The following is a 26,800-nucleotide window of genomic DNA, read 5'->3' as shown; positions in this document are numbered from 1 at the left end:
GAGAAAAAGTCGTGAGAGGCAAATTCAAATCCCTGACCATGGTCAACTGGAACGGCTTCTTCGCCCGCACCTTCGATCTCGACCAACTGGTCACCACCCTCTCTGGCGGCAACGGGGCGGGCAAGTCCACCACAATGGCGGCCTTTATCGCGGCACTGATCCCTGATCAATCCCTGCTCCATTTCCGCAACACCACGGAAGCGGGCTCATCCAGTGCTTCCCGTGACAAGGGGCTCTACGGCAAGCTGCAGCGCGGCCACTGCTATTCGGTACTCGAGGTGATGAACAGCCGCGAACAGCGGATCTGGGTCGGTGTGCACCTGGAGCAGGTAGCCAACCGTGACAACAAGGTCAACATCACCCCGTTCGCGCTGGTGGATGTGCCCGAGCAACTGCAACCCACCGATCTGCTGCTGGAAAAGCTCGACGACGGCAAGGGCCGGGTGCGCGCCTTTACCGATCTGAAAGGGGCGGCCGCCGAGCTGGGAGCCATGAAGGTCGCCAAGTTCAATACGGTGACCGACTATCACAACTTCATGTTCGAGTTCGGCATCACGCCGAAGAAGTTGCGCGACCAGAAGGATCGCGGCAAGTTCTACCGCCTGATCGAAGCCTCCCTCTACGGCGGCATCTCCTCGTCCATCAGCCGCTCCCTGCGTGAATACCTGCTGCCGGAGAACTCCGGTGTGCGCAAGGCGTTCCAGGACATGGAGGCGGCCATCTACGAGAACCGCCGCACTCTGGAAGCCATCAAAGAGACGCAAGGCCAGCGGGATCTGTTCAAGAACCTGATCACCGAGACCACCCACTATGTGGCGGCGGACTATGTGCGCAACGCCGCCGAGAAGAACCGTCTCTCCGAGCAGGCCCTCAAGGCGCGGCAGGAGCTGGCAGGCAAACGCCGCTTGCTGGCTGAAGAGAAACAGCGCGCCATCTATCTGGCTGACGAGGTGGATCAGCTCACAAACCGTGAGAAATTGCTGACCGACGAGCTGGAATCTGCCGCCGAGCATCTGGCCAAGGTGATGGCCGCCGTTGCTTTGCAAAAGAAGATAGAGATGTATCGCGCCGATCTGGCGGAGCTCGTCGACAAGCTGGAGCAGCAGCAAGCCGTGGTGGAAGAGATCCATTGCCAGTTGCTGGAAGTGGAAGAGCGCAAAGAACTGGCGCAGGCAGAGGTAGACAGCCTCAAGACCCAGCTCGCCGACTACCAGCAGGCGCTGGATATTCAGCAGACCCGCGCCATCCAGTACCGTCAGGCGGTGCAGGCGCTGGAAAATGCCCGCGCGCAGTGTGAACTGCCGGGGCTGACCGCTGAACAGGCGAGCGACACCCTGCATCAGTTCCGCACCGCCGAGCAGAGCCTCACCAGCCGGGTGCTGGGGGCCGAGCAGCAACTGGCGTTGGCCAAGGCGGCGGTGGCCGAACACGAAGCGGCGTTGGCGTTGCTACTCAGCATCGCACCCGAAACAGTGCGCGAGGCCGCCTGGCCTACGGCGCAGGCGCTGCTCAAGCGTCACATCGAAGACAAGGCCCGCATCGCGCAGGGGCAAGGGCTGCGCGCTGCCCTGGCTCGCCTCGAGAAAGAGAGCGAAAGCCAGCAGGCGCTGTTCCGCTTGCGTGACGAGTTGCAGCAGGCCTGTGGCCAGCTGATCGCCAGCCAAGACGAGCTGGAGCTGTTTCTTGAGGCCCAGCGTACCCGTCAGGAAGAGCTGAGTGAGCAGCAGGCGGAGGTGAATCAGCGTCGCGCCAGCCTTGAGCATCAGGGCGTCCAGCTGGGCCGCGATATCGGCGAGCTGACCAAGCTGGCTCCGCGCTGGCTCAAATCCTTTGAAAAGCTTGAGCAGTTGCGGGAGCAGAGTGGATTGCCGCTCGCCACCGCCGAAGCGCTCTCTGCCGGCATGCAGACCGTGCTCGACAAGGAGCGGGAGTTCGAGCAGGAGAGCAATCGCATCGCGGCGCAGAAACAGGCGCTGGAGCTGCAAATTCGCAACCTGCAGCTGGGGGCTGGTGAGGCCGATCCGCGTCTGGCCCGCATCGCCGAGCAGGTGGGGGGCGTGCTGCTCTCCGATGTCTATGACGACATCTCCATCGACGATGCCCCTTACTACTCCGCGCTCTACGGCCCGGCCCGCAGCGCCCTGGTGGTGCTCGACCTTGAGGGCGCCATCGAGCGGCTGAAAAAGCTGGAGGATTGCCCGGAAGATATCTACCTCATTCAGGGCAACCCCGACTCTTTTGACGAGGATCTGGTGGAAGCGGACGAGCTGGGGGACGCCGTGCTGGTGCGCACCAGCAAGCGTCAGGTGCGCTTCTCCCGCTATCCCGAGCTGCCGCTGTTCGGCCGCGCCGCCCGGGAAAAACGCATCGAGCAGCTCGATCTCGAGCGCGAAGGCCTCATCGAGGGCTACGCCAAGGCCGCCTTCGAGCAGCAGAAGTATCACCGCCTCTATGGACACTTCCGTGACTTTATCGGCCAGCATCTGGATATCGCCTTCCGCCCCGACCCAGAAGCCGAAGTGCAGGCCAAACAGGCCGAGTTGCGCACCCTGCAAGGAACCATAGCCGAGTGCGACAAGCAGCTGAGCGAGGCCAAAGCGGCCGTTGCCCAGCTGACCCGACATATCCAGTTGGTGCAGGGGATGCTGCCCTTTGCCCATCTGTTTGCCGAGGTCGATCTGGCGGCCCGTCTCGAGGCGGCTCACGCCGATGTGGAAGCGCTGAAACAGGCCGAAGCCTTTATCGCCAAGCACGGCAAGGCGCTCGAGAAGCTCGAAACCCAGGTGCAGGTGCTGCGCCAGGATCCGCAGGATCTCGCTGCCCTGCAGGCTGCATATGATGAGGTGAGCGAGCTGTTGGCCGAGCAGAAGCGCCGTTGCTACGCCCTCGATCAGCTGGTAGCCCGCCTGCCGCACTTTGCCTATCAGGATGCGCAAGACCTGCTGGGCAAGGCCTCAGAGATGAGCGAGCGACTCAAAGAGAAGCTCAAGGCTGCCGAGCTGGCGGCCCGCACCGCCGGTGAGCAGCACAAGCAGATTGCCCAGCGCCACACCGAGGCGCTGCAACTGCGCACTGCGCTCGATTCCAGCGCCTCGGCCAAGCGCCAGACTCTGACCGAGTTCGAGCAGGAGCTGGCCGCCATGGGGCTGACCCTCTCTGACGACATGGAAGAGAAGTCCCGCGCCCACAAGAAAGAGATCGAAGAGCTGCTTATCCGCACCCGTTCTCGTCGCACCAGCGCCGAGGCCCAGTTGCAGGTGACCAAGCGCGAGATTGAATCCTTAGGCGGTCGTCTCAAGCTGGAGGGCAAAGATTACTTCACGGCTCGCAAATCCCTGGTGGGTCACAAGGCGAGCTGGTCGCGGGTGGTGCGTCTGGCACGGGACACCGACGTCGAGAAGCGCCTGAACAAGCGCGAGCTGGCTTATCTCGACAGCGACGAGCTGCGCTCCATGTCGGACAAGGCCCTCGGTGCCCTGCGGGTGGCGGTGGCTCACGACGAGGCCCTGCGCGATGCGCTGCGTCTCTCCGAAGGCAATCGCAGCACCGAGCAGAAGGTCGCCTTCTACGTGCAGGTCTACCGTTACCTCAAAGATCGCATCCGCAACGACATCATCCGCTCCGATGATCCGGTGGAGGCGATCGAGGAGATGGAGATCGAACTGGCACGTCTGGCCGACGAGCTCAAGCAGCGGGAAACCCACCTGTCGCTCTCCTCCCACGAGGTGGCGGCCAAGATCACCAACATCATCCGTCGCGAGCAGAACCGTATCCGGGTGCTCAACCAGGGCTTGCAGAACATCGCCTTCGGTCTGGTGCGCGGGGTGCGCCTCAACGTCAATATTCGCGAGGCCCATACCCGCCTTCTCACCGCGCTGGCGGATCAGACCGCCATGCACAACGATCTGTTCGCCGACAAGGAGCTCAGCTTCTCCGAGGCGATGGCCAAGCTGTTCCAGCGTCTCAACCCGCAAACCGAGCAGGGGGATCGCAGCTATCAGGTGATGGGCGATGTCTTGCTCGACTATCGCAACTATCTGGAGCTGGAGATAGAGGTACAGCGCGGCGCCGATGGCTGGCTACGTGCCGAGAGCGGCGCCCTCTCCACCGGCGAGGCGATCGGTACCGGTCAGGCCATTCTGCTGATGGTGCTGATCAGCTGGGAGGAGGAGTCCCGCCGTCTGCGCGGCAAGGACATCGCCCCTTGCCGCCTCTTGTTCCTCGATGAAGCTGCGCGCCTGGATGGCAAGTCTATCGCCACCCTGTTCGAGCTGTGCGAGCGGCAGGATATGCAGCTGCTTATCGCGGCGCCCGAGAACATCAGTCCCGAGAAGGGCACCACCTACAAGCTCATCCGCAAGGTGCAGGGCAAGCACGAACACGTGCATGTAGTGGGGCTACGCGGCTTTGGCTTCGCCGATGACAAGCTGATTGCCTGATCAATGTCTGGCCCATCCTGACAAGGGCTGACGGGTAAATACATGAACGGGAGGCTTGGCCTCCCGTTTTAGTTGCAAAACATGGCAAAGTAGCCGCGTTGCCCTCGGGTGTGGAACCGCTAGACAGTTTATGAACCTTTTACTGGCCATCCCGATCTGGCCGTTTTACGTGACGACAACAAGACCGGCCATACCGGCAAGGGGATCAAGGATAAAGCGCATGGCGGATAGGAAGGGAAAAATGCAATACATACAAAAAGGGCTGTTGTTATCTCTTTGCCTGTTGCTGGCAGCCTGTAGCAGCCGATATGACGACAGCCACGGCGGCAGTTGGCGCGGTTATACCGAAACCGGGCTCGCCTCTTATTACGCCGACCGCTACCACAATAAAAAGACCGCCAGCGGCGAGCTTTACCGCACTCACCTCAACACCGCTGCCCATATGACGTTACCCTTTGGCTCCCTGATCAGGGTCACCAATATCGCCAACGGCAAGAGCGTGGTGGTCAAGGTCAATGACCGCGGTGCTTTTAAACGCGGGCGGATCATCGATCTCTCCAGGTCTGCCTTCAGCACCATTGGCAACACAAGGTCCGGCCTTATCAGGGTCAAGGTCGAGGTGTTGTAGCGGGCAAGAGGCGCTGTGTTGGAAATGTATTGGTTGCAAGGTGGCTCATCAGTTGCAAAGCAGTCTCGCGGCCGATGCCGCCTGTCTTGAAATCCACCGATACCATCGAACGCCCAGATGACGACCTGGCCCTGATCTGCTTTGTATAAAAACGGTTCGCGCTATCAGAAGCGGAATACATATCCAGTGGGAGAGTCATCGTACTGCCGAGCCCACCATATTGGACATCATTCATTATGAGTTGCATGGAATTCAAACCCTTCGGTGACGTGAGTGCAGAAGATTTTCTGCCTCTGGTCAACGATGAGACAGTGAGAAAACATCTGATTGATCATCCCCCCTTCGATGCGGCCAGTGTGCGAGTCTGGATGGATGACAAGATACGGATAGACATGTTACCCGGTTGCCGCGTGCGGGCCCTTGTCATCGATGGCGCTCTGGTTGGCTGGTGCGGAATACAACCCGATGGCGAGGGAGTCGAGATTGCCATTGTCATCGCCAAAGCGGGCTGGGGGGCGGGGATTGCCATCTTCAAGGAGATGATGGGGTGGGCGCGAAGCATGGGCCATCGGGAGGTGCTTTTTCACCTGTTGGACACCCGCCCCGCATACCGGTTCCTTGCCAGACGATCCACCAGGGTGAAGAAGACGACCCTGTCGGGGCGTGGCTTCACCACGTATCACCTCAGCGTAGAACAATGGTTTGCAGACTAATGGCGGACAACCAATGCGTTGCCAGTGCATGGAGTGCCGCCCGTTGATCTTGTCGTCCTGAAGGTTATTTTCCCCAGTGGCGCTGGCGCCAAACCCCTGCCTGCGTGCTGAACCAAGGGATGCCTGCCAGCAGGGGGCCATGCTTCTACCGGATCCTCCGTTGTTCATCCGACGGAACACTCTGTCCATCCTGCCCATCTATATCCATCAACCGGCCATGCATACACTGCTGCCATGTTGATGGATGAGCTTTCATGAACGTAAATGCAGAGATGTTGGCTCATCCTGATGTCTTGATGGTATGACAGTGGAGAGATATGGATGAAGATAACGCCAGACAAAAAAATAGTGTCGATTGCGGTGCTAAAAGCACGACCTGATATGAAGGAGCGCCTGCGCCATGAACTGCTCAAGCTGGTCGAGCCCACGCGCCACGAGCCGGGCAACCTGGATTATGTGCTGTTCGAATTGCGTGACGAACCGGACACCTTCTATATGCGTGAAGCTTTTGTCAGTCAGGCCGCCCTTGATGACCACTGCGCGACCGACTATTTTCAAGCCTTTGCCAAGCAGGCCGATGAATTGTTGGCAGAGCCCCTGCGGCTGATTTTTATGGAAGAGGTGAGCCACTCATAAACGTATTGGGCCAGCAGCTGGCCCAATTCCCCCTCGGCCTTCAGGGCTTGCGAGAGGGTGCTAACACCCGCTGTACCTCGCCACGGCTGGCTTGGTGTAGTGCCAGCACCTTTGCCCTGAGTCTTAGCTGGCCTTGCTGCTTGCGCGAAAAGGCGCAATAGCTGCTGCGATTGACCTCCAGCACGTCGCAGACCACCTCTATGGGATAGCTATCTTTGAGGTGGTCTATTTGCGCGAGGGCGGTATCGAGTCTGACATCAAGAGAGCGGTGGCTTTTTTAGTATTTCTTTCTCCATTTCCAAGCGTTTCACCGGGCTTCCAGCTCCTGGATCCTTCACGCTCCTGTTGACCCAATGATGCAAGCTGGTTTCGCCTACCGCCATGGCCGGACAGGCCTGGGAGACCGAGTAATGCTGATCGAGTACCAGTGTTGCAGCTTGCATTTTGAAGTCAGCGGAAAAGGAACGGCGGATCTTCTTTGTCATGAACACCTCTGTCTACGTGAGGGCATTCTACCGCGTTCATGAGTGTCCAAATTCATTGGACCACTTCAAGGAGCTCGTAAGGCGTTTGAAGTGTGGTTGCCGCTTAAGCTCCTGTATATGGGTTTTATTTTAGCAGCAGGAATGCCACTAACTGATTGAACTGCTCCTCTGAACGAAGGGACTCAAGCTTAATAACGTACTTACCATTTATTAGGAAAGTCGGCGCAGCACGAATGTTGTATTTTTCAGTGTTGTGATCAAACTTGGACACCATACCGATGGCAGCGAAGCTATCAACAATGCCATCAAATTTTTCAGCTGGAACACCACTCTCTACGAAAATTTGTCTCACGTCAGCACGACTTTTTGGATACTGGCGTTGTTGCATCTTGTGAAAAATTGCCGCGGTTATTTCCTCTTCCACATTAAGCAGGTTAGCTACCGCATAAGCTCGCTGCATTTGCGGACCCATGTCTCGGCCTAAAAAGGCCACATGATTTTTCTTTAGCTGTACACCTTCAGGCAGAGTGTTCTTCAAATCTTCGAGAATGGGCTCGAAATTTGCACAGCCTGGGCAGAAGTAGGAGAAAAACTCCAGTACTTCCGGTTGAGCACTGCCGGTATTGGAGAGTGTCTCATAGTTGATACCCTCCTTAAATTGTGGTGCGGCATAAGACATGGGGAGCACTAGCATGGTGGCGAAGAACAATATGATTTTTTTCATGTTTTTTCCTTATGGGGATCCTTGGTTGGATATTCTAGGTGAAGTAAAGGTGGGCGAGTTTATAATTTCATTGGCGTAAACTCAATGACCAAAACGATGAGGATGTGGCTGAACTTCTCGAAATAAATACATTCAGCAGTCTCAATATCTAATAGATGGATGACATCCAACCGGCGTTGCTTTCTAAATCAGCCATCAGGTTACAACGTCTCCAGCCTCAAGTGATCGCTACACTTGGAATTATTTGAGTCTTAAAAAATGAGGGGGTCCGTAAGGTGCGGCACAGATAGATAGGTATGATGAGACATTTTTGGATGCGAATAGAGAGAATGGGAGGCCAAGGCCTCTTATTTTTATTGTATTTTTAGAAAGTCATCTTTGGATGATGATCAAGGGGACACAAAAAATAAAACATTTTTATACAATTGCGCAAAGCAAAACACTCTTTTAAACGAGTATTCCAAGGCTGCAGAATCATGCATGGCAACGAACAAAGATAGTCATGTTAAAATTTCCCGCATTATAATTAGCAATACGTACTTCAAATGATATATTCACATCTTTTCATGTAGGGGGATTCCTACATCTTTTGGCGAGTTTTGCCGATTGTAGCGAAATGGGTCTTTGAAGATAATTCTGCAGCTTTCGAAGTGAGCAATTAGCAGTCTCCCGCTCGAAAGAAAATTATCATCATAATATAAGTAGGATTCAAAATGAAAAAAACAATGCTGTCTGCGGCCATTCTGCTCTCCCTTGCTGGTGCCTCCATGTCTGCCAACGCAGCCGAAATTCAGTTTACCGGCAAGATCACCGCACAAACTTGTAAGCTGGAGTCTGGCGATCTGAAAATGCAATTGCCTACCGTGGGTATCAGCGACGTTGCAGATCTTGATCAGCACTCCGGTGTTACCACTATCTCTGCACCTGTGACCTGTGAAGGGGCAACTGAAAGCAACAAAACGGTCACTATGTCCCTGATGCCACTTCAGGGTTCATACACTGCCAACAGTGTACTGGTAAACAAAGCCCAGAATGATGCTGCCAAGGGTGTTGGTATCGTAGTGTTGGACAAAGACTCAAAGGCATTTAATTTTGATGCTGGTGCAGCCAATATTGAAGCACCGCTGGTTGATGGTAAGGCCAATATCCAGGTCTCTGCTGCCTATGCCAAAGATGGTTCAGCTGAGATCACCGCCGGTGATGTGTCTGCCGTGCTGCCGTTTGTCATGACTTATCAGTAAATAGTATTAAGGGTGCATGAGCGTCAGCTCATGCACCCTATTTTGGGGATACACATGCGTATTATTAATAACCTCTTGCTGGTCATGGTGTGTTTTGCCAGCAGTTATGCTACAGCCTCTATCAGTCTTTCCGCCACACGACTCATTTATAATGGCGAGCAGAAAGAAGTCTCCATCAATGTGAAAAATGATGGTGAGCAGGACGTGATGATCCAGACTTGGCTGGAAAAAGATGAAGGCAGTACTCTACTCCCTCCTTTTGCAGTAACACCTCCATTGGCCAAGTTGAAAGGTGGTGAACGTCAACTTTTGCGGGCCTTTTATCAAGGATCTGGCTTGCCACAAGATAAAGAGTCAGTGTTCTGGCTTAACGTACAGGAAATTCCCTTGGCCGTAGAGGGGAAGAATGTATTGCAGCTGGCATTGCTGCAACGTATTAAAGTATTTTACCGACCCTCTGGCCTGCAACAAGATCCTGCTACCGTACCAGAATTACTTAGCGTTAAGGTAAGTAACAACCAGATTGAGTTATTCAACCCAACGCCATACCATATTAATTTCATTGATTTTTCAAAAGACAACTATACCGTCAATGGAAAAATGATTTATCCTGGCAAGTCATTATCTTTGACAATGCCAGCAGGTATGAACACGTCAGGCCTCTTCAACATTGATATAGTCAATGACTATGGTGCAGTGGTGACATATACCGGCAAGCTTGAACATGGTGTGGCATCTTCTCTTAAAGTCAAGAAATAGACTTTGTAAATATTAAGGTTGGCACTTTATTTTTTCGTCATTTGCAACGTATTGCACGTGTGCTGGGTGCGATAGCTTGCCGCCTCTTTAATTTTGTCTTGTGAGGTTCCATCTTATGTCGTCATTTAATGTGGGCAGGCTATCGGCGGCTGTGTTTGTTGCTTTATATATTGGCACAACGCATGCGAGTGGTGTTGAACCACGTATTTCTGATAAAAGTGAACACCCTCGTTTTAATGAGGCATTTTTACGTGGAGACGGCATTGATCTGGCTCAATTTCTTGCCCAGGGAGCCATCACGCCGGGTCAATACCGAGTCGAACTGTATCTAAATACCCAACTGGTATCGATGGAGTCAATAAATTTCAAATCGCTGGACAATGACGTCAAGCCCTGTCTCTCCAGTGAGCTGTTGGCAAGGATCGGGGTTCGTCAAGCCGCCATCGATCAGGGGCTTTTTAAGAATGGGCCCTATAGTGCGACCTGTCTTGATATAGACAACATTGAATATGCCAGTTGGGACTATGATACGGGTGCCCAAAAGTTATTTCTTTCATTCCCTCAAGCCCAGCTAGAACGTGATATACGAGGGTATGTTTCACCAGCTTTGTGGGAGGAAGGGGAGACAGTCGGGTTTGTCAATTACAATATCCAAAGTCGTTTCGACCACTCGACCATCAGTGGGGATAGCCATTCCCACTATCTTGGATTTAATTCAGGTATCAATATTGGTCCCTGGCGATTGCGTAACCAGAGTAATCTAAGCGCAGCGAATGATCAGGGTCATTGGCAAAGTCAACGCACCTATGTCGAGCGAGACCTGACGGCTTGGCGTAGCCAGTTCAGTGCAGGTCAAATCTATAGCCGCTCCGAGGTATTCGATACTCCCAGCTTGTTGGGGCTACAAGTTCGTTCCGATGACAGCATGTTGCCTGATGAACTGCGCGGTTATTCCCCAGTGGTGACCGGCATGGCCAGCAGCAACGCCACGGTTGAAATACGCCAGGGCGGGCAGCTGATCTACACCGTCTCGGTGGCGCCAGGGCCATTCGAGTTTCGTGATATCCCGACTTATGGCAGCAATGGCGATCTTGAGATTACCGTGATCGAAGCTGATGGTAGCCGCAAGGTCCGTACCCAGGGTTTTGGCATGTTGCCCGTGATGGTAAGGGAAGGGGGCCACCGCTATCAGTTCAGTCTCGGCCAGCTTGACAGTGAGTTATTGGCGCCGAGCGAGCAATGGTACGTCTCTACCGATGGTGCCTATGGTTTCTCCTCCGGCCTGACCTTCTATGGTGGTCTGCAAGGAATGCAGCACTATTATGCCGCCAATGCAGGGGTAGGCATCGGCACCCGTTTCGGTTCTCTCTCTTTTGATGTCACCCATTCAGACAGTAACACTCGACTGGGTCATCACAAGGGGGAGAGTTATCGCTTCCGTTATGGTCGGGTTTTTCACGATGTTGGCACCACACTGGCACTGGCAGGCTATCGCTATGCCACTGAAGACTATCGCAGCCTGAACGATCACATCACCGACTACAGCGATAAAGGGATCAGCCCCTACTCATCGCGAGTACGTTCCAACATGTCTGTGTCGGTGACCCAGCGCTTGCCCAGTGACTGGGGCAGCCTCAGTCTGTCAGCCAGTGAGCAGGATTATTGGGACCAGCGTCCCCGTTCACGCTCGTTGTCGGCAGGTTATGGCCATCACTGGGCGCAACTGAGTTATCAACTCGGTGTACAGCGCAGCCGCAGCGATTGGGGTGAAGATACCCAATTTTCACTATATGTCTCCCATCCGCTCACCTGGGGGAATGGTAGTCATGGCCTGTCACTGGGCAGCAATGTTTACCAGGGGCAAGGGCGTCACAGCAGCACGAGCAATGTAGGGCTGTCAGGCTCCTGGGATGATATGAGTTACAGCCTCAGTGCCAACCGTGATAGCGCCGGCTATCAGAGCTGGTCTGCCAGTACGTCCCTTCGCTCCGCCTTTGGTGAAGGTGGGCTGGGTTATAGCCAGGGCAACGGCTATCAGTCAGTCAATGGCCACTGGAGCGGTTCTCTGGTCGCCCATGCGGGTGGTTTGAATGCGGCGCCGACCCTCTATGAAGGTGCTATTTTGGCCGAAGTGCCCGGCATCGAAGGGGTAGGGTTTCAAAACAGTAAAGCGAAAACCGGTCGCAATGGTATCGCCGTGCTCGGCAATGTGACCCCCTATCGGCGCAATGAGGTCATGGTAGACAGCAAAACTCTGCCAAGTGGCGTCGAGTTGGTCAGTGGCAATGCTCAGGTGGTGCCCCGGCGTGGCGCTTTTATCCACACCCGACTCATGGCCCACAAGGTTCATCGGGTGCAATTTACTCTGCAGGATGCGACAGGCAAACCACTGCCATTTGGTACCCAGCTGGAGAGTACCGATGGCACTCTGCTGGCGATTGCCGATCCCCATGGCCGCGCCTTGGCGCTGCTGGATCAACCTCGGGGGGAATTGGTGATTGCAGGACCCAATGGCCGCAGCCGCGTGTCCTATCAGCTACAAGAAACTCAGGGAGAGAATTACAGCCAAGTTGTGCTAAGGCCTTAACCATCAACAGACAAAGTTTGATTTTTATATAAAAGTAATATATGGCGACAATTGACACCACAATAAAAATATAAAGGTTTTTATTGTTTCGGTGGTGAAAATATAACCACCGAGAGGTGATGCTTTGTGTTACAAGGTAAAGCTCAGATATTTAACTACGTTAAGAGTCTCTTATATAGGTTGTAAACATTATTAGGAATAGCTTAATAAGAGTGATGGAATAATACATTCAGATTAAGAGGTGTTAATGTGAGATACAAAATCAATATATATAGTGTGATTTTTTTTATGATACTTTCATGGTTTATATCGCCGATTTGCCTTGCAGCCTATCCATGCTTCCCAAAAAATATGACCCCATATCAATTACAGTCTAATAAGTTTGATATAAAAGCCCCCTCTGATGGAACTTCACCAACAACAGATGTTGCAAAGTGGGACTTGGGAAATAGAATGGAAATATATTGTACAGGGGGCACGCCAAATACAACAAGCAATAAGCCTGTATTTTATAAATTCAGTCCAATGATTGCGGGAGAGATGAAAAATGGTCCTCTTGGCCGAGAGTACATTATAATCAATGAATATGTAGCTCTAGCTTTTGATATATGGTTGGGCGGTGGTGTTAATGATTATATAAAATTGGATAGTAATGCTAAATGGCTTAGTAACGAATACTTTGTAACAAGGAAATTTGACAGTAAAGGAGTTCTTACAATAAGTGATACCCAGACGGGGAATAAGGGCAAGGTATATTTATGGATTATGAAACCATTTGTTGGTAAGAAAAAAATAAATCCAACAAAAGTACTTAATGTAATAGCATCATTCGATAATATTGATGAAAGTTCTAAACCATATATGGATTTAACAGTCATGGGTGAGATAACAAGTAATGCCACCTGTGAATTTACCGAGCAGGTTTATATTATTGAATATGGAGAGTTGGCACCATCAAACATAACCTCACTTTCTAAGTTAGATAATAATCAGCTCGGCAAAGCATTGACACTAAATCTTAACTGCAGTCAAAACATCAGTAAATTACCTATGACCATTAGTCTGGTGGGAGCTTCGACGACAACCGAAGGCAAGGCTTTCTCAACTAGCCATCCCGATATTGGGATTGCCGTCAAGGCCAATGAAAAGCTGGTACACCCTTTGCGTGATATGGCGTCGATTCCAAATGCAGATCAGCAAATTGAGACCAAAACTAACGGCACACAAAAAAGTGCAACCATTCAAGCTTATCCGGTCAAGCTTGATGGTAAAGTATCGCCAGGTGAGTTCAAAGCCACTGCTACATTAAAGGTAGATTTTAAGTAACCGACGAAGTTTTTAACTATAATACCAACGGTGGTTATAAACATCTGCAATCCAATGATGAAGTAAAGAGGTGGTGGTGATTATCCTTACCTCTTTATTTTGGTATAACCAAACAATAAAATCTTGCTAGTCATATTGAATAATTTCGTTGCCATAGTGTACTCACTTTTTCTTGCATACTCTGCACACGCCTCAATCCCTAATGACGGGTGGCTGATATCGCCGTATATATGCTAAACTTGATGCGTATTACTTGTGTAGTCACGCTAACATAGCCACCCAAAAGGTGGCTACATATACGCTAGGACTAGTTGTTATATCTAACGATGGGTAGTTTGTTTTATAGCAGGTGAGGGGGTAAGTAATGAATACTATGGGTAATAAGCTTCGCTGTCTTGTTGTTGATGATCATCCCGCTATTCGCTTTGCACTTAGTGATACCTTGCAACGTATGGGGGCAGAGGTGGTGGCCGAAACGGGTTGTGGTCAAGAGGCGCTGAAATTAATCCATCAACATACGTTGGATATCGTATTGCTGGACCTGGATATTCCGGGGATGGATGGGTTAACTCTATTAGAGCAAATTCGTCCATATAAATACTCATGCAAGGTGGTCGTACTCTCAGGATCTGATAGCCAGTACCTTGCGGCGAGAGTACGAGCTGCTGGCGGCTGTGGGTATATTCATAAGTCTGAGTCGCTGGAGTTACTCCCCATGGTGATAAAGCTCGTTCAATCGGGCTATCCCTATTTCACTGAGGCTGCGATTAGCCTTTGTGATGGTAATGCTTGCGACCTCGATACATTGAGCTCCCTTTCAGTGAGAGAGTTTTCTGTTTTTCAAGCTTTGGCTAAAGGTGATAGTAATTGTAAAATATCTGCAGACCTCAACCTAAGCCCAAAAACAATCAGTACATATAAGAAGCGAATTTTTGAAAAGCTACAGATAAGTAATATTGCTGAATTGATTGAAATAGCTAGAGCTAAAGTAAACAAGACCAATGATGACGCTTAAATAGCGTTATGATGCAATAGCCATAGCGGTGTCAACTTCTGAGTTCATTTATTGTATCTTGATAAGAATATAAAATGGAGGGAGGATGAAAAAATACAAATATATCACCATCTTGTTATGTATGCTTTCCACATTTTATGTCAATGCGGAGATATTGGCATTGAGTCAAAGAACCATTTCAGAAACAAATGAACCTGGCTTTGAACTTGATTATATAAAGAATTTTAAAAAAAACCTTTCCCAACGTGAGTTAGCTTGGTTAGCGCAGCGTGAGAGCATAGTTGTCGGTATTGTCAAACCTTTCACCCCTCCTTTTGAAGTGATTACATCAGATAACAAATTGGAAGGTATAAGCGCGGATATATTAAGTATCCTTGCAAAGTTAACCGGAAAAAATGTAACCATTAAAATATTTGAGTCGCAGCAACAAGCGTTATTAGCGATTGAAAATAGAAGTGTTGATATCCTTAATATTTCATCATTATTACCTGATGCTAGCACTAAAACAGTTGGACTGTTCAGTTCAAATGTCATGTTGGATAATTGTGCGTATCTTGCAAGCATAAAGTCTATTAGTGCCAATGTTAACGAGCCAAAAATAGCTTATGAGTCAGGTGGAATGGATGTTGACTCATTAGCTTCTGCATATCCAAAGGCAGTGTTGATACCATTCGAAAATATTACTGATGCTTATGATGCTGTTGTTTTTGGCAAGGCTGATGCAGTTGTTGGTAGTATCAGCTCACTTACATATCTCAATAAAAGCCGCCTCAATGGCCTCCCTGTAAAGGAGCGCACTAAAATAAGTTGTGCACCGCTTCAGTTTTTTATAGCAGGTCACAATCCACCATTGAAAAAAATCATTGACAGGCTGATATCTGAAATGCAAAAAAGCTCTCTCATGGGCTTGACTGCACTGAGGTGGCGTGGTGGGAGCTATAAAGTTTCTGACAAATTATTAAAGAGATTAAGCCCAGTAGCTGATGCATGGTTAACTAGTGAGCCGGTTGTTCGTGTTGGTTTGATACCGAATGATTTTCCATATTCATTTATTGATCCAACAAGGCAGTGGCAGGGCATCATTATAGATGTGCTGAATAATGTGAGATATGCAAGTGGCTTGTCATTTGATTTTATATCATATGACAGCTATGAAGCGCTAGATAAAGCAATGTCGTCAAGTCATATAGATATGATAGGTAATACCCTGTCAGATATACATTCAGCTGAGACTCTGCACTCTATTTACTACAATAAAGATGATTTCTTGGTGTTGCTTTCAACTGTAGGTGAAATAAAAAAAACAAACAGAGTGGTTATATCTAAAAAATATTTAGAGATACTGAATTCATGGTCAGGCATTCAATATGAAAATGTTGATGCGCTTAATAATGACAGGGAGGTAATGCAATACTTTGAGGATGGATATAGTGATTTTGCGATTGTGCCTCAGTATTTGTCTGACTATTATACTTCTTTGAGTCAACGACCATATAAAGTAATTGAGCGAGTGGGGCCACCGACTCTGCAGCGTGCTTTTTCTATGAAAGAAAATGACAAACCGCTGTTGGAAGTCATGAATTCAGCAATGGCCTCTATTTCACCATCAGCATTATCTGATATTGCTTACTTTTGGAGGGTAACTCCGCTTCCAAAGATAGGGTTTTATGCTCAGTATGCAGACAAGATTAAAATGTTAGCAGGCATAGCACTGCCCATTTTATTTGCATATATATTATATTCCTACCGAATACATCATGAACTAAGTACCAGAAAAAAATTGGAAAAAGTGCTGCTAGGTCAACTTGATTTGATGCAAAGTCTGTTGGATGGGTTACCTCATCCAGTGACCTTGATCAATGCTGATGGTACTGTGATATATAGTAATAAAGCGTTTTTAACGGCAGTGGGATATGCAAAAGAGTGTACGAAAGGGGCTAATTTATTCAATTTCTTTAGTGATGATGATGATTTTTTAAATGTAGTAGGTAAAGTTGTCAGGGATATGGAAGTTGTGGTAAGAGACAATAAGGTAAATATAACAGGCTCTCTTATCGATATTCAAGAATGGTTTATTCCTTATCATAATATATATGACGACTCTACGGGGGTGCTTTGGGGGTGGTTTGATGTCACTTGGCGCAATGAGATATGCCGGCAACTGGAGCTCTCTAAACATGAAGCTGATCTAGCCAATCAAGCCAAGTCTGAATTCATTGCAACCATTAGCCATGAAATACGTACCCCAATAAATATTATCAATGGATTTTTGACGCTGGTGCTTGAGCGTACATCACTTTGTGATATTGACAGAGAAGAGTTGGAATACACAAAATCTGCTGCCGATGGTCTATTATGTCTGGTGGGTGATGTGTTGGATGTAACAAAAATTGAGGCTGGATTATTATCGTTAGAGTTATCGCCAATAAACATTGGCGATCTCGTACGTGACGTTGTTTCCATGTTCTCAACCATGACCAAAGAAAAGGGTTTAAATCTAGTCTTGAAGAGTGAGCTGGATAACAGTCTGATTCAACTTGATCCACTCAGGACCAAACAAATACTGTTTAACTTAATTGGAAATGCAGTTAAGTTTACCCATGAAGGCACTATCATGGTTTCTGCCTGGAAGGCTGGTAATAAAATCAATATAAGTGTTCAGGATTCTGGTATTGGAATTGATAGTGATAAGTTAGCCGATCTATTTAAACCTTTTGTTCAGGTTCATGGTGAATCTAGCTACCAAGGCTCCGGCTTGGGGTTGAATATTACCAAGCGACTTTGTGAATTGATGGGGGGGGATGTTGCTATCTTGAGTGAAATAGGCAAAGGTACCGAGGTTAACATTGTTTTGCCTTATCAGCCCGTTGACATGGCAGCGCTGCCAGTCAAGCACCATGTGCCAGAAAAATCAGGAAGTATGATTTTGCCTGCTAGAGTACATTTGTTGATTATTGATGATCACCCTGTAAATTTAATTCTACTGCGACGTAGGCTGACATCTTTAGGGTTTGAGAACATTCATGAGGCCGACAATGGTTGGCAAGCGTTAGAAATTGTAAAATCAGAGGAAGTTCATATCATTATAACCGATTGTCAGATGTTGGGCATGGATGGTTTTACTCTGGTTAAAGCGTTGAGACAATACGAAGTTGATTCTGGCTGTACTCGACATGTTATTTTTGGTTTGACTGCCTCCGGTATTATTCAGGACAGAGAGAAAGGAATGGCGGCAGGAATGGATGCCTGTATGTTCAAGCCCATAGATAATAACGCGCTATACGGTGAGCTAATGGCACACCTTGATCACCTGGAACTTGCAGAGTTAAAAAGTACGAGTGCCGATAATAATCATCTGCTTAAGAGCGCTTCATTTGTTGAAATGCTGCAAGAGTTAACAACGGCAGATCTTGTCTTGGCTCGCAACGCTTATGTGGACAATGATATTGATATGTTTTCTATGTTGATTCATAGAATTAAGGGGGTTTTCTTGATGGTCAGACATGATGAAATAGTTAATTGCTGTAAAGAAATCGAGGCTCATCTGATGGACGGCACTCATAAACAGCAGATAATAGACGGTCTGGACCATATTGAAGCATTGATGAAGCATGTCGAAAATGAAAGTTAATTATAGTTTTTTGCTTTTGTGCATATTTTGTTTCATGTCATTTGGTGTTAGTTCAGTACTTGCTAATGATGGCACTTTATCTATTCAAAGCTATGAGCCGGAGAATAAACTATTACTACTCAACGTGGTAGCCCCACAGGGGAAAGGCCAACTCTTTTTACAATCAAATGGGCTTTTGACCGAGTTGGATAGATTTTCCAAAGTAGGTGACTTTCTGCTGAAAGTATATCTTCCCTGTGAGAATATCAGTAAGGGTGATTCGATATATTATCGGTTTGGTAATACACCTCCGTTGCATGTATCTCTTGATAGCATCAAGTGCTCAAACAATAAAAACTCGTATGTTATGCCGAGAATATTGCATCAACAAGGACAGTGTTTTGTTGACCATAAAGGAACAACCCTATGGCGTGTTGGTACTGTATTAAATGAGATGAATGGATTTACTATTTACCAAAATATGTATGGGGTATATCTAACTAATAAAAGTAGTTTTATTAAAGGGGAACTATCTAAAATGACGTCAGATGTTCTCCGATGTCCATCAGTGGCATTGCTTTCAACTATCGATGCGCAGCATGCAAAGGCGATGTTTCATGAGTACGAAGACTTTCGAAAAAGTAGTCAGTAATAGCATGCCGCTGCTCGTACGTGTCTAGTTATAACAAGGTTCTTGGGGGAGCCTCACCCCCTTATCGAGATAGAGGCTGCTGTAGTGGGCGCGGTGGGTGACAAACATCACCTGATGGCGGCTGCCATCGGAGAGAATAATAAAGTCCCCCGCCTGGGCGGGGCTCTGCAGGCGGATTTCCTGCTCGGGGGCCGTCAACTTGTCGACCTCCTCCTTGAAGGTGAGGGTGTAAGAATACATAGGGTTCTCCACGGCACTACCTATACAGACACGCATCTCAAGGCTAGTTGCCAGCACCCGGATCCGCGGCGCCCAAGCGACACCTGTCCGCCATTTAATTTAACGGGTAAGCTTGGCGTGTTTCTCTTGTGAATGGGGTCGTTGCTCAGGTTTGCAAGAGGCTCTGTCTTGGGGCTGCGTAAATGGTCAAGCATGGGTGCTGACCTTTTCAGCATGAAAGCAGCCAGTATGACGTCGTCACTATGTAAACAAGCAGCATGAGAACAAGGAGTGATCATGAAGGAGCTAGCCTCCCCGTTGGAACCCGAGTTGGTGCGTATCGCCGCCTTTTCTGATGGGCTGCAAGGGGGCAACCCTGCCGGTGTCTGGATTGGCGCCAGCTTGCCTGGCGCACACGAGATGCAGCATATTGCCGCTGAAGTGGGATTTTCGGAAACCGCTTTCGCCGCCCCCATGTCAACGCCCTTGCCCCAAGGCGCACAGGCAGTTGAGCCAATCGCCGAGCTGCGGGAATGGCGGGTACGGTACTTTTCTCCCGAGGCCGAGGTACCATTCTGTGGCCATGCCACCATAGCCCTCGGCGTGGCATTGGCGCGGCGCTTTGGGGAAGGGGAGTATGGACTGCACCTCAATCAGGCGGTGATCAAGGTATCGGGCTGGCTGGATGGGGAAGGGCACTGGCAGGCCGCCCTGCAATCGCCGCCGACTCACAGCAAACCAGCCCCTACCGAACTGGTGGCCGCCGCACTGGATCTCTTCGGTTACACGCCCGCGGATCTGGATCCCCGTATTCCACCCGCGCTCATTCATGGCGGCGCCGATCATCTGGTGCTGGCCCTGAACAGCCGTGCCGCCCTTGCGGCCATGGAGTATGAGCTGGAGCAGGGGCGCACCTTGATGCGAAGGGAAGGGCTGGTGACAATACTGTTGGCCCATGCCGCCCGTGAGCAGCTGTTTCACACCCGTAATCCCTTTGCTTATGGCGGCGTCTACGAAGATCCAGCCACCGGCGCGGCGACGGCTGCTTTTGCCGGTTATCTGCGCGATATCCATTGGCCCCATGGCGGCATCATAGATCTCTTTCAGGGAGAGGATATGGGCATGGCGTCCCACCTGCACGCCGAGATCCCGGCCGAACCCGGCAGCTCAATCAGGGTCTTCGGCCGTGCCCGCTTGATGTGACCGACATGCAATGAAACATCCGCCAGTTGGCGGATTTTTCATTATGGGGGCGGATGTCAGCTTATTGAGCAAGGGGAACTGCTTGTGCATTTTCCTCTGACGGGCAGCCATCCTCTGCTTGTTGGTGAAGAGGCGCGAGCCAGTGCAGCAGTTGACGAGTCACCTGGGGGCTGCCAAGCAGGGCCATATGGCTGGTGCGATAGGCAGTCCAGCAGTGGGATGGTGCAAATGCCAGCTGGTGGCGGGCTTCCTTGTGCTGCCCAAGGGCACTGCGCAGGGGGACCAGGCCATCGCCAATCAATCTATCTGCCAACAGATTGCGTTTGGCTGCCGTCGTGGCGGCTATTGCAAAGCAGGCGACGCCTGCCGGCAGGGGCAGAGGCGGGCGCGGATCCGTTGACGCTGTATCGCGGGTAGGGTCTTGGTCGTCGAGCAGGGTGCCGTGGCGCAGATCCTTGATACCCGCACTGCGCAGCCGTGCCAGTCTGACAAACGGCTCGGTGTAGGCGGTGGCAGGCAGCAGTTGTTCCAGCCAGTGACCTGCGTGTTCCAGGGGGGCCCCATGATGGGGGGTCCCCAGAAACACCAGATTTCTCAGGACGTTTGGCCAGCTCGCCTCGCTCTGACTGGCATAGTGACAGGCGCTGCGGATCACCAGCCCGCCCATGCTGTAGGCCAGCACGCTTATCTCGCTGATGTGGCTGGGCCAGTGAGTCACCAGCTGCGCCAGCTGGCTCGCCAGTTCCCGCCCGTTTTGCGAAATCGGCAGCCCTGAGTTGTAGCGCAGATAGACGGGCACATAACCCAGGGTGCTGGCCAGTATCTCCCCATGGTTGAGCGTCTGCTCTTTGTCCTTCCCCTTGGTTTGGGTTTGCCACTGCAGATCATTCATGCACAGGCCATGCACCATCAGAAGCACCCGGCTTTGACCAGCAAGTTCAGGGGGCATGGCGTGCCAGTTCAGGGGCGCCCCCTGATAGCGCAGTGTCATGGGAGTGGCGAGGGCATTGTGGCTGGCGACCAGTTTGTCCCCCATCACGCCGTTGAGGGTCGCGAGCAGGGAGGCGCGTTTGGGGGTTTCGGGGATGGCTTCCTGAGCGAGCGGCACCGGCACGCGGGCGAGCACGGCATTGATGCCACTGCCGAGCTGGTCGGCCGCCCTGTGGATCCCCCGGTAGACAAAACCTGTGATGCCCCGGGTTTTCCCCTCACCCTTGCCCTTTATGCCCATGCCACTCAATACCGCCTGGTGGACAGCCTCCGTGATCTGTATGGCGGCGGGCAGGGCTTGTGTGAGCAATCTGGCCAGCTCGCGGATGTCCGACACATGCCAGGATGAAACAGGCTGCTTTTCTGTCGACTGGTTCATGGGGTGCCCTCGGGAATAGGGTGTCAGCAAGGCATGCATCCCCACAGAGGCACGCGTCTGGCCAACACAGACACATCCAGCTTGCCGTGTTTGCCTCGGGTTTGCCAGTTACTCTGTGGTCGGCTCTGGTCGACCAGGCCTGTCTTGCTGCCCCAAGCAGGTGTGCGATACGGCGCCACTACCCATTGCTCATGACCATTGCTCATGCGCGAGACCGATCACTGTAATGGACGGTGAAATCACCTCTAATTATTCATATGACACCGTAACAAGGAGCCGTGATGTCGCTGTTTGATGAGAGCCGGGTACAGGATCTTTGTGCTCGCTTGCTGGACAAGCAAAACGAGAGGGGGTGTTCGTTCGATAGCAAGCATGGCCGAGAGTTGCTGGCCCTGTTGCTGGCGATCGGCGGCGTCAAGCCGCTCGGGCGCAGCGCTCGCTATCTCCTGACTGACCCGGGGATTGACTATCTCACCAGGCAACTGGCGCAAGTGGCGCCACAACAGCCGGACAAGCGTGACAGCGTGCGGGCACTCGGGTTGACCCTGCCGTCCCCCCTCAATCAGGCCAGTTTTCATGCCCTCTGGCACGGGGATAGCAAACACCCGCGCAGTGACACTGTTCCCGACCAGGTTCCCATCGAGATTACGCTGACGCAGGATGAGGTGATCCGCATGCGCACCCTGACCCCGCTGTCACTCATCGATCTGCACGGCCAACCGCAGGACATGACGCCGCTGATGTCCCTTCTGGGGGAGCTGGCCTTGCCGGAGCGCTGTTTGTCCAGGCTGCAGGGCATAGCGTGGCAAGGGCGGCAGATAGTGACAGTGGAGAACAAGGGGGCTTTCGTGGATTACCCGCTGCAAGCCGGGGAGTTACTCATCTATGTGCCTGGCCGTAACACGTCTTTGGCAAGGCAACTGCTCCCGTTGCTGCCTTCGACCATTCCCTGGGCTCACTTTGGCGATCTGGATCAGCGGGGCCTGGATATTGCCGCCGAACTGGCCAATGCGGTCAACCGTCCCCTGGCACTCTGGTTGCCTTGCAATCTGATGGAGTACGTCCACCACTATGCTCGCCCTCTGACGCGTCGGCTGGAAGGCCAAAAGGGCAGCAGGGGAAAGACACCCTGGCGAGGCAGTCTTGCGATGGCTCAGCCGGACCAGGTGCTGGCCGCGGTATTTATGCATCTGATTGAAAGCCACTTGTGGCTGGAGCAAGAGGTATTGGTGACGTCCCCCTGCTGGCAGGCATGGCCATCGGGTGCGGCACAGTAATGACGCGGAAATAAAAAAACCGCCAGATAACAATCAGGCGGTTTTTTTATCGTGCCGACCCTTATTTCAGGGCTTTTTTCAGCTTCTTGATCTTGCCTTCGTGCTTGGCAATTTTCTCGAGGCGAGCGGCGATTTTCTTCTTGATATCTTTCTTGCTGGCTTTGGCCATCTTTGTTGCTCCTTTTGCAGTGGTGACACCCGAGGTGTCTGTGAGTCTGTCCATTGACGTCCCAGAGTGCCACAAGGTTGCCGTCTGGGCCAAGCTCTTGTTACATAAAAGTGTGAGTGTCAGCGGTAAAATAGGTCAATACTGCACGGTTTCTGTCGGTGTATTGCTGTCGAGAAAGGCCCATTTTCGAGATGGTTTCTGGCACGTTCCTCCACTCTCAGGAGTACAAACTGGCAGAGAATCCAGTCTTCCAAGGTGATTTTTAGGGTCGATTTTTGATCCGAACGCCTGCTGCCAGTGCCCTTTTCCCCACTTTCCCTGCTCTGGGATGGGGGCGCACTCTGACAATGGATGGAATTGTGACCATATTTGCCTTGGTCAATGGCCAAATAATTGATCCAGCGCAAACTTGCCCCCTATTTATTACTTTGGTGGCATAGGACTCAGGCAACCGTTGGGTTCAAATAGCATTATCAGGAACGGGGAGATAACTCCGTCACGAAAGGGACACCCATTTCACTGGATGAAGGACACACAATGAGTCTGCTTGAACAAACCATCTGGACTGTATTGGGATACGGGGCCATGCCCTTTATCTTCCTGAGCGGGTTTGTGGCAGTGGCAGTGACCTGCTGCTTGCTGCTCAATGCCTTCGGGGTCAAGTCCGCCGAGAAGTGATCCGCTTCTTTCGTTCATACCGCCAAATGCCAGTCTTCGGACTGGCATTTGTTTTTCAAGGGTTTCCCCCTTGCCAGACGGCTCAACCCGCCATCTGGCAAGGTTGTACGAATGCCATGGGCCGGTTGCTGTTTTTTAACGCTTTTTCGGCAGTGAACCGCGGAATATCGGCCAAATGCATAGCCAAGGTGGTCGAACCTGGCGTGGATTTTGATTACACTGGCGCGCAGTTTTTCCACTCTGGATTGATCCGGTCCGGATTGACCACTTCAAGGTATCCAAGATTTTCTATGGCTCTCAAGGCAACCGTATTCAAGGCTCAACTCAGCCTGTCCGACATGGACCGCCACCAGTATCAGGACGTCTCCCTGACACTGGCCCGTCATCCCTCAGAGACCGATGAGCGCATGATGATCCGGCTGGCGGCCTTCGCCTGGCATGCCGCCGAGCGTCTGGAGTTCACCAAGGGTCTCTCTGCCGATGACGAGCCCGAGCTGTGGCGCAAGAACTATTCCGATGAGATTGAGCTCTGGATTGAGCTGGGGCAGCCGGACGAGCGTCGCCTGAAAAAAGCATGCAACCGCTCCCGTCACGTCGTGCTTTATCTCTACGGTGGCCGTGGCACCAGCGTCTGGTGGAAGCAGAATCAGGGCAAGCTCAGCCAGCACGACAACCTCACAGTGATCGAGCTCTCCGACACCCAGACACTGCCGCTCACCGCCATGGTGGCGCGCACCATGCACCTCACCTGCACCATCTCCGACGGTCAGCTCTGGGTCAGCAACGGCGAGCTGGAAGTGACGCTGGACCCCATCATGCTGATGGGGCCACCTGCCCGCGAATTGTAAACGGACCCGCTCATGTTCAGTGCGCTGCTCAATATTGTCATACCGGTGTTTGCCGTGGTGGGGCTCGGTGCCCTCTATGGTCGGTTGCGACCGGGCGGGGCCTTGGGTTACGTCAATCGGGCCAATATAGAGTTGTTCACACCGGCGCTGGTGTTTTCGGCGCTGGTCAAATATCCGCTGGCCTTGATGGCCCATCTGCCACTGATCGCGGCGGGGGTACTGGTGATCCTGTTGCCCGGACTCTTGCTCTCCCTGCTCAGGTTAAAGGAGATCAGCAGGCCGGCACTGATCCTGCCCGCCATGTTTCGAAACACAGGCAACCTCGGTATCCCCTTGATGGTGCTGGCCTTTGGCGAGCAGCAGCTCGGCGCCATCATCATATTGTTCGTGCTCTCCAACCTGCTCCACTTCTCGGTGGGCATGTTTATCCTCTCGGCCAATACTTCCCGCTGGCTCTGGCTGCGCAGCCCTGTGCTGTGGGCGGCCTTCGCCGGTTTGCTGGTGGCCAACTTGCAGATACCGTTGCCGGAATACCTGGTGACCAGCGCGACTCTGCTAGGCCAGATCTCGGTGCCGCTGATGCTGTTTGCCTTAGGTGTTCGGCTGATGGAGGGGGAGCTGGGCCACCTTGGCCTGGCACTCAAATGCAACCTGCTTTACCTGCTGGCTGGTGGCTTGTCATTCGGGCTGGTGGTCTGGTTGTTGCCGCTGCAGGCGGAGTGGTTACCCTTGCTGATGCTGTCGGTTGCGCTGCCCCCGGCGGTGTTGAATTACATGCTCTGTGAGCAATATCAGTGCCAGCCGGAAAAAGTGGCCAGCATAGTGCTTGGCGGCAATGCACTCTCGGTGGTGGTGATCCCCCTGGCAGTCTGGCTGGCGCTGCATCTGAACAGTTGAACACCTGTCGTTAACATGGCCCGCAGTATCTACCACCTCTGTCATTCGGGCAGAGGCGAGCTGCCATGCTTGCCGGATCGCAACTGAGAGTAGAGTCCGAATCCTGCCAGCACCCCCGTCAATGCCAGCAAGAGCCAGATGGCGGTGGCGGGACGGGTCCCCGCATCCCCCAGCATAAAACCGATCAGCAGGTTGCCAAAGAGCGCCATGCAGCCACCCGCACTGGCATAGAAGCCGTAGTAGCTGGCGAGCTGGTCAGGGAGCGCGTAGCGGGGCAACTGGGCGGCAAAGAGCGGGAAGCAGAGAATGGAGCCGAGCGAGAGCAGGGCCACCTGCGCCAGTACCCCCACCGTCGGCCAGGGGAAGAGCAGCGGCAGGGCCAGATAGCTCATCCCCATCAGTCCGATACCCAGCCCCATGGCCAGCGGCACTCCCAGGTGGCGCTCCACCAGGCGGGATGCCGGCAGCTGGAGCATGACGCCGATCACCGCCGAGAGGGTGAAGACGCCGCCGAGCAGGTGGGTGGCGTCCGGCAGGCTCTGGATATGGGCGGGCAGGGCAAGATAGAGCTGATGGAACAGGATCTGATAGCTGCCCGCCAGCAGAGTGAACCGCATAAAGGGGCGCTGGCGCAGTATGGTGCCCCATTGGCGAAAAATGGCGCCGCGCGGGGTCTGGTTGGCCACCGGGCACTTGGGCAGCACCCGATACTGCAACACCCCCAGCAGGGCGAACAGGCTCGCCGCCAAGAGCCCGGTCAGGGCATAGCTCTGCTGGGTCAAGGTCAGGCCGACCAGGGGGCCGAGCAGCATGCCCGCCTGGCTGGTTAGATTGTGCAGGGCGAAGGCGCGCTGGCGCTGGCTCGGGGTGCTGCATTCGCTGGCCAGATAGGCCTGGGCGCAGGGGGTGAAGAGGGCCCCGGCAAAGCCGGTGAGGGCGGCCGCCAGCAGGAGTATGGGCAGGGACTCGGCCCAGCCCAGCAGCAGGAAGCCGACCGATCGCACCAGGCAACCCCAGACGATGGCGGTGTGATAGCCGATACGATCCCCGAGGGTCCCCCCCAGCAGAAACAGACCCTGCTGGCTGAATACCCGCATCCCCATGACCAGACCACAGGCCCAGCCAGCGAGGCCAAGCCCGCTGCCCATGTGCTGGGCCAGGAAGGGCATCATCATGTAGAAGCCGAGATTGAACGCCAGTCCATTGAGGATGAGCAGGCGGGTGGCCGGGCTCATGCCCTGCCAGTCCCGCCAGTAGGAGGAGCGGCTCATCTTGTGTACACCCGGGCGCCGGTTGCGGGCAGTTGCAAGCGTGCCGCAGGCGGT

Annotated in this window: 21 protein-coding genes; 16 read left to right on the top strand and 5 right to left on the bottom strand. The window is 52.3% G+C overall.

All coding sequences use genetic code 11. The features are described 5' to 3' along the window. The first annotated feature begins 11 nt into the window (after positions 1-11). From mukB to ONZ54_RS12245, 4 genes are all read left to right on the top strand, one after another. On the top strand, positions 12-4,439 hold the full coding sequence (mukB, locus tag ONZ54_RS12260; RefSeq protein ID WP_271786288.1) for a chromosome partition protein MukB: 4,428 nt from the start codon (positions 12-14) through the stop codon (positions 4,437-4,439). A gap of 241 nt (positions 4,440-4,680) precedes the next feature. After that, positions 4,681-5,067 (top strand): septal ring lytic transglycosylase RlpA family protein, encoded by a 387-nt coding sequence (locus ONZ54_RS12255; protein ID WP_170946623.1) that lies wholly within the window; start codon positions 4,681-4,683, stop codon positions 5,065-5,067. A gap of 236 nt (positions 5,068-5,303) precedes the next feature. Continuing rightward, on the top strand, positions 5,304-5,780 hold the full coding sequence (locus ONZ54_RS12250) for a GNAT family N-acetyltransferase (protein WP_416995482.1): 477 nt from the start codon (positions 5,304-5,306) through the stop codon (positions 5,778-5,780). A 321-nt stretch (positions 5,781-6,101) separates the two neighbouring features. After that, positions 6,102-6,416 carry a putative quinol monooxygenase gene (locus ONZ54_RS12245; protein WP_058394415.1) on the top strand — a complete coding sequence of 105 codons (315 nt, stop codon included), beginning with the start codon at positions 6,102-6,104 and terminating at the stop codon, positions 6,414-6,416. 257 nt (positions 6,417-6,673) lie between these two features. Here ONZ54_RS12245 and ONZ54_RS12240 read toward each other — a convergent pair whose 3' ends face one another. Both ONZ54_RS12240 and ONZ54_RS12235 read right to left on the bottom strand, forming a co-directional pair. Further along, positions 6,674-6,901 (bottom strand): transposase, encoded by a 228-nt coding sequence (locus ONZ54_RS12240; protein ID WP_265432215.1) that lies wholly within the window; start codon positions 6,899-6,901, stop codon positions 6,674-6,676. 124 nt (positions 6,902-7,025) lie between these two features. Then, complete coding sequence (locus ONZ54_RS12235) at positions 7,026-7,625, bottom strand: thiol:disulfide interchange protein DsbA/DsbL (protein WP_271786286.1); 600 nt, start codon at positions 7,623-7,625, stop codon at positions 7,026-7,028. 713 nt (positions 7,626-8,338) lie between these two features. Between ONZ54_RS12235 and ONZ54_RS12230 the strand changes: the two genes are divergently transcribed. The 7 genes from ONZ54_RS12230 (at position 8,339) to ONZ54_RS12200 (ending at position 18,815) form a co-directional block, all read left to right on the top strand. Next, positions 8,339-8,866 carry a fimbrial protein gene (locus tag ONZ54_RS12230; protein WP_271786285.1) on the top strand — a complete coding sequence of 176 codons (528 nt, stop codon included), beginning with the start codon at positions 8,339-8,341 and terminating at the stop codon, positions 8,864-8,866. A gap of 54 nt (positions 8,867-8,920) precedes the next feature. After that, a complete protein-coding gene (locus tag ONZ54_RS12225) occupies positions 8,921-9,625 on the top strand; it encodes a fimbrial biogenesis chaperone (RefSeq protein WP_271786284.1) in 705 nt (234 codons plus the stop codon). 115 nt (positions 9,626-9,740) lie between these two features. Then, complete coding sequence (locus tag ONZ54_RS12220) at positions 9,741-12,212, top strand: fimbria/pilus outer membrane usher protein (RefSeq protein WP_271786283.1); 2,472 nt, start codon at positions 9,741-9,743, stop codon at positions 12,210-12,212. 249 nt (positions 12,213-12,461) lie between these two features. Then, positions 12,462-13,538 (top strand): fimbrial protein, encoded by a 1,077-nt coding sequence (locus ONZ54_RS12215; RefSeq protein WP_271786282.1) that lies wholly within the window; start codon positions 12,462-12,464, stop codon positions 13,536-13,538. Positions 13,539-13,902: 364 nt separating this feature from the next. Next, positions 13,903-14,553, top strand: a complete 651-nt coding sequence (locus ONZ54_RS12210; protein ID WP_271786281.1) for a response regulator transcription factor — start codon at positions 13,903-13,905, stop codon at positions 14,551-14,553. Between the two features lie 85 nt (positions 14,554-14,638). After that, on the top strand, positions 14,639-18,184 hold the full coding sequence (locus tag ONZ54_RS12205) for an ATP-binding protein (protein ID WP_271786280.1): 3,546 nt from the start codon (positions 14,639-14,641) through the stop codon (positions 18,182-18,184). After that, a complete protein-coding gene (locus tag ONZ54_RS12200; protein WP_271786279.1) occupies positions 18,174-18,815 on the top strand; it encodes a LysM peptidoglycan-binding domain-containing protein in 642 nt (213 codons plus the stop codon). Before ONZ54_RS12205 ends, ONZ54_RS12200 begins: the two co-directional genes overlap by 11 nt. 24 nt (positions 18,816-18,839) lie before the next feature. Here ONZ54_RS12200 and ONZ54_RS12195 read toward each other — a convergent pair whose 3' ends face one another. Further along, on the bottom strand, positions 18,840-19,055 hold the full coding sequence (locus tag ONZ54_RS12195; protein WP_271786278.1) for a hypothetical protein: 216 nt from the start codon (positions 19,053-19,055) through the stop codon (positions 18,840-18,842). A 276-nt stretch (positions 19,056-19,331) separates the two neighbouring features. On the opposite strand from ONZ54_RS12195, the gene ONZ54_RS12190 reads away from it, so the two are divergent. Next, complete coding sequence (locus ONZ54_RS12190; RefSeq protein WP_271786277.1) at positions 19,332-20,237, top strand: PhzF family phenazine biosynthesis protein; 906 nt, start codon at positions 19,332-19,334, stop codon at positions 20,235-20,237. 61 nt (positions 20,238-20,298) lie between these two features. Here ONZ54_RS12190 and ONZ54_RS12185 read toward each other — a convergent pair whose 3' ends face one another. Then, on the bottom strand, positions 20,299-21,606 hold the full coding sequence (locus ONZ54_RS12185) for a lipase family alpha/beta hydrolase (RefSeq protein ID WP_271786276.1): 1,308 nt from the start codon (positions 21,604-21,606) through the stop codon (positions 20,299-20,301). Positions 21,607-21,887: 281 nt separating this feature from the next. Between ONZ54_RS12185 and ONZ54_RS12180 the strand changes: the two genes are divergently transcribed. From ONZ54_RS12180 to ONZ54_RS12165, 4 genes are all read left to right on the top strand, one after another. Then, entirely contained in the window at positions 21,888-22,883 is a 996-nt protein-coding gene (locus tag ONZ54_RS12180; RefSeq protein WP_271786275.1) for a Wadjet anti-phage system protein JetD domain-containing protein, read from the top strand. A gap of 706 nt (positions 22,884-23,589) precedes the next feature. Beyond that, positions 23,590-23,730 (top strand): TIGR02808 family protein, encoded by a 141-nt coding sequence (locus ONZ54_RS12175; RefSeq protein ID WP_005301193.1) that lies wholly within the window; start codon positions 23,590-23,592, stop codon positions 23,728-23,730. Positions 23,731-24,020: 290 nt separating this feature from the next. After that, positions 24,021-24,578 carry a YaeQ family protein gene (locus ONZ54_RS12170; protein ID WP_021139312.1) on the top strand — a complete coding sequence of 186 codons (558 nt, stop codon included), beginning with the start codon at positions 24,021-24,023 and terminating at the stop codon, positions 24,576-24,578. Positions 24,579-24,590: 12 nt separating this feature from the next. Then, positions 24,591-25,475: an AEC family transporter gene (locus ONZ54_RS12165; protein WP_021139313.1), complete on the top strand. Its 885-nt coding sequence runs from the start codon at positions 24,591-24,593 to the stop codon at positions 25,473-25,475. A gap of 41 nt (positions 25,476-25,516) precedes the next feature. Here ONZ54_RS12165 and ONZ54_RS12160 read toward each other — a convergent pair whose 3' ends face one another. Further along, positions 25,517-26,746, bottom strand: a complete 1,230-nt coding sequence (locus ONZ54_RS12160; RefSeq protein WP_271786274.1) for an MFS transporter — start codon at positions 26,744-26,746, stop codon at positions 25,517-25,519. Positions 26,747-26,800 lie beyond the last annotated feature (54 nt).

It is taken from the genome of Aeromonas salmonicida, from assembly GCF_028355655.1.
Lineage (GTDB): Bacteria > Pseudomonadota > Gammaproteobacteria > Enterobacterales > Aeromonadaceae > Aeromonas > Aeromonas salmonicida.
This window is presented reverse-complemented; position numbering and strand designations above follow the sequence as displayed.

Excerpts from the sequence above, each read along its gene's own strand:
- ONZ54_RS12255 (WP_170946623.1), top strand. The coding sequence starts at position 4,681 with ATGCAATACATACAAAAAGGGCTGTTGTTATCTCTTTGCCTGTTGCTG.
- ONZ54_RS12250 (WP_416995482.1), top strand. The coding sequence starts at position 5,304 with ATGAGTTGCATGGAATTCAAACCCTTCGGTGACGTGAGTGCAGAAGAT.
- ONZ54_RS12245 (WP_058394415.1), top strand. The coding sequence starts at position 6,102 with ATGAAGATAACGCCAGACAAAAAAATAGTGTCGATTGCGGTGCTAAAA.
- ONZ54_RS12240 (WP_265432215.1), bottom strand. The coding sequence starts at position 6,901 with ATGACAAAGAAGATCCGCCGTTCCTTTTCCGCTGACTTCAAAATGCAA.
- ONZ54_RS12235 (WP_271786286.1), bottom strand. The coding sequence starts at position 7,625 with ATGAAAAAAATCATATTGTTCTTCGCCACCATGCTAGTGCTCCCCATG.
- ONZ54_RS12230 (WP_271786285.1), top strand. The coding sequence starts at position 8,339 with ATGAAAAAAACAATGCTGTCTGCGGCCATTCTGCTCTCCCTTGCTGGT.
- ONZ54_RS12225 (WP_271786284.1), top strand. The coding sequence starts at position 8,921 with ATGCGTATTATTAATAACCTCTTGCTGGTCATGGTGTGTTTTGCCAGC.
- ONZ54_RS12220 (WP_271786283.1), top strand. The coding sequence starts at position 9,741 with ATGTCGTCATTTAATGTGGGCAGGCTATCGGCGGCTGTGTTTGTTGCT.
- ONZ54_RS12210 (WP_271786281.1), top strand. The coding sequence starts at position 13,903 with ATGAATACTATGGGTAATAAGCTTCGCTGTCTTGTTGTTGATGATCAT.
- ONZ54_RS12205 (WP_271786280.1), top strand. The coding sequence starts at position 14,639 with ATGAAAAAATACAAATATATCACCATCTTGTTATGTATGCTTTCCACA.
- ONZ54_RS12200 (WP_271786279.1), top strand. The coding sequence starts at position 18,174 with ATGAAAGTTAATTATAGTTTTTTGCTTTTGTGCATATTTTGTTTCATG.
- ONZ54_RS12195 (WP_271786278.1), bottom strand. The coding sequence starts at position 19,055 with ATGTATTCTTACACCCTCACCTTCAAGGAGGAGGTCGACAAGTTGACG.
- ONZ54_RS12190 (WP_271786277.1), top strand. The coding sequence starts at position 19,332 with ATGAAGGAGCTAGCCTCCCCGTTGGAACCCGAGTTGGTGCGTATCGCC.
- ONZ54_RS12185 (WP_271786276.1), bottom strand. The coding sequence starts at position 21,606 with ATGAACCAGTCGACAGAAAAGCAGCCTGTTTCATCCTGGCATGTGTCG.
- ONZ54_RS12180 (WP_271786275.1), top strand. The coding sequence starts at position 21,888 with ATGTCGCTGTTTGATGAGAGCCGGGTACAGGATCTTTGTGCTCGCTTG.
- ONZ54_RS12175 (WP_005301193.1), top strand. The coding sequence starts at position 23,590 with ATGAGTCTGCTTGAACAAACCATCTGGACTGTATTGGGATACGGGGCC.
- ONZ54_RS12170 (WP_021139312.1), top strand. The coding sequence starts at position 24,021 with ATGGCTCTCAAGGCAACCGTATTCAAGGCTCAACTCAGCCTGTCCGAC.
- ONZ54_RS12165 (WP_021139313.1), top strand. The coding sequence starts at position 24,591 with ATGTTCAGTGCGCTGCTCAATATTGTCATACCGGTGTTTGCCGTGGTG.
- ONZ54_RS12160 (WP_271786274.1), bottom strand. The coding sequence starts at position 26,746 with ATGAGCCGCTCCTCCTACTGGCGGGACTGGCAGGGCATGAGCCCGGCC.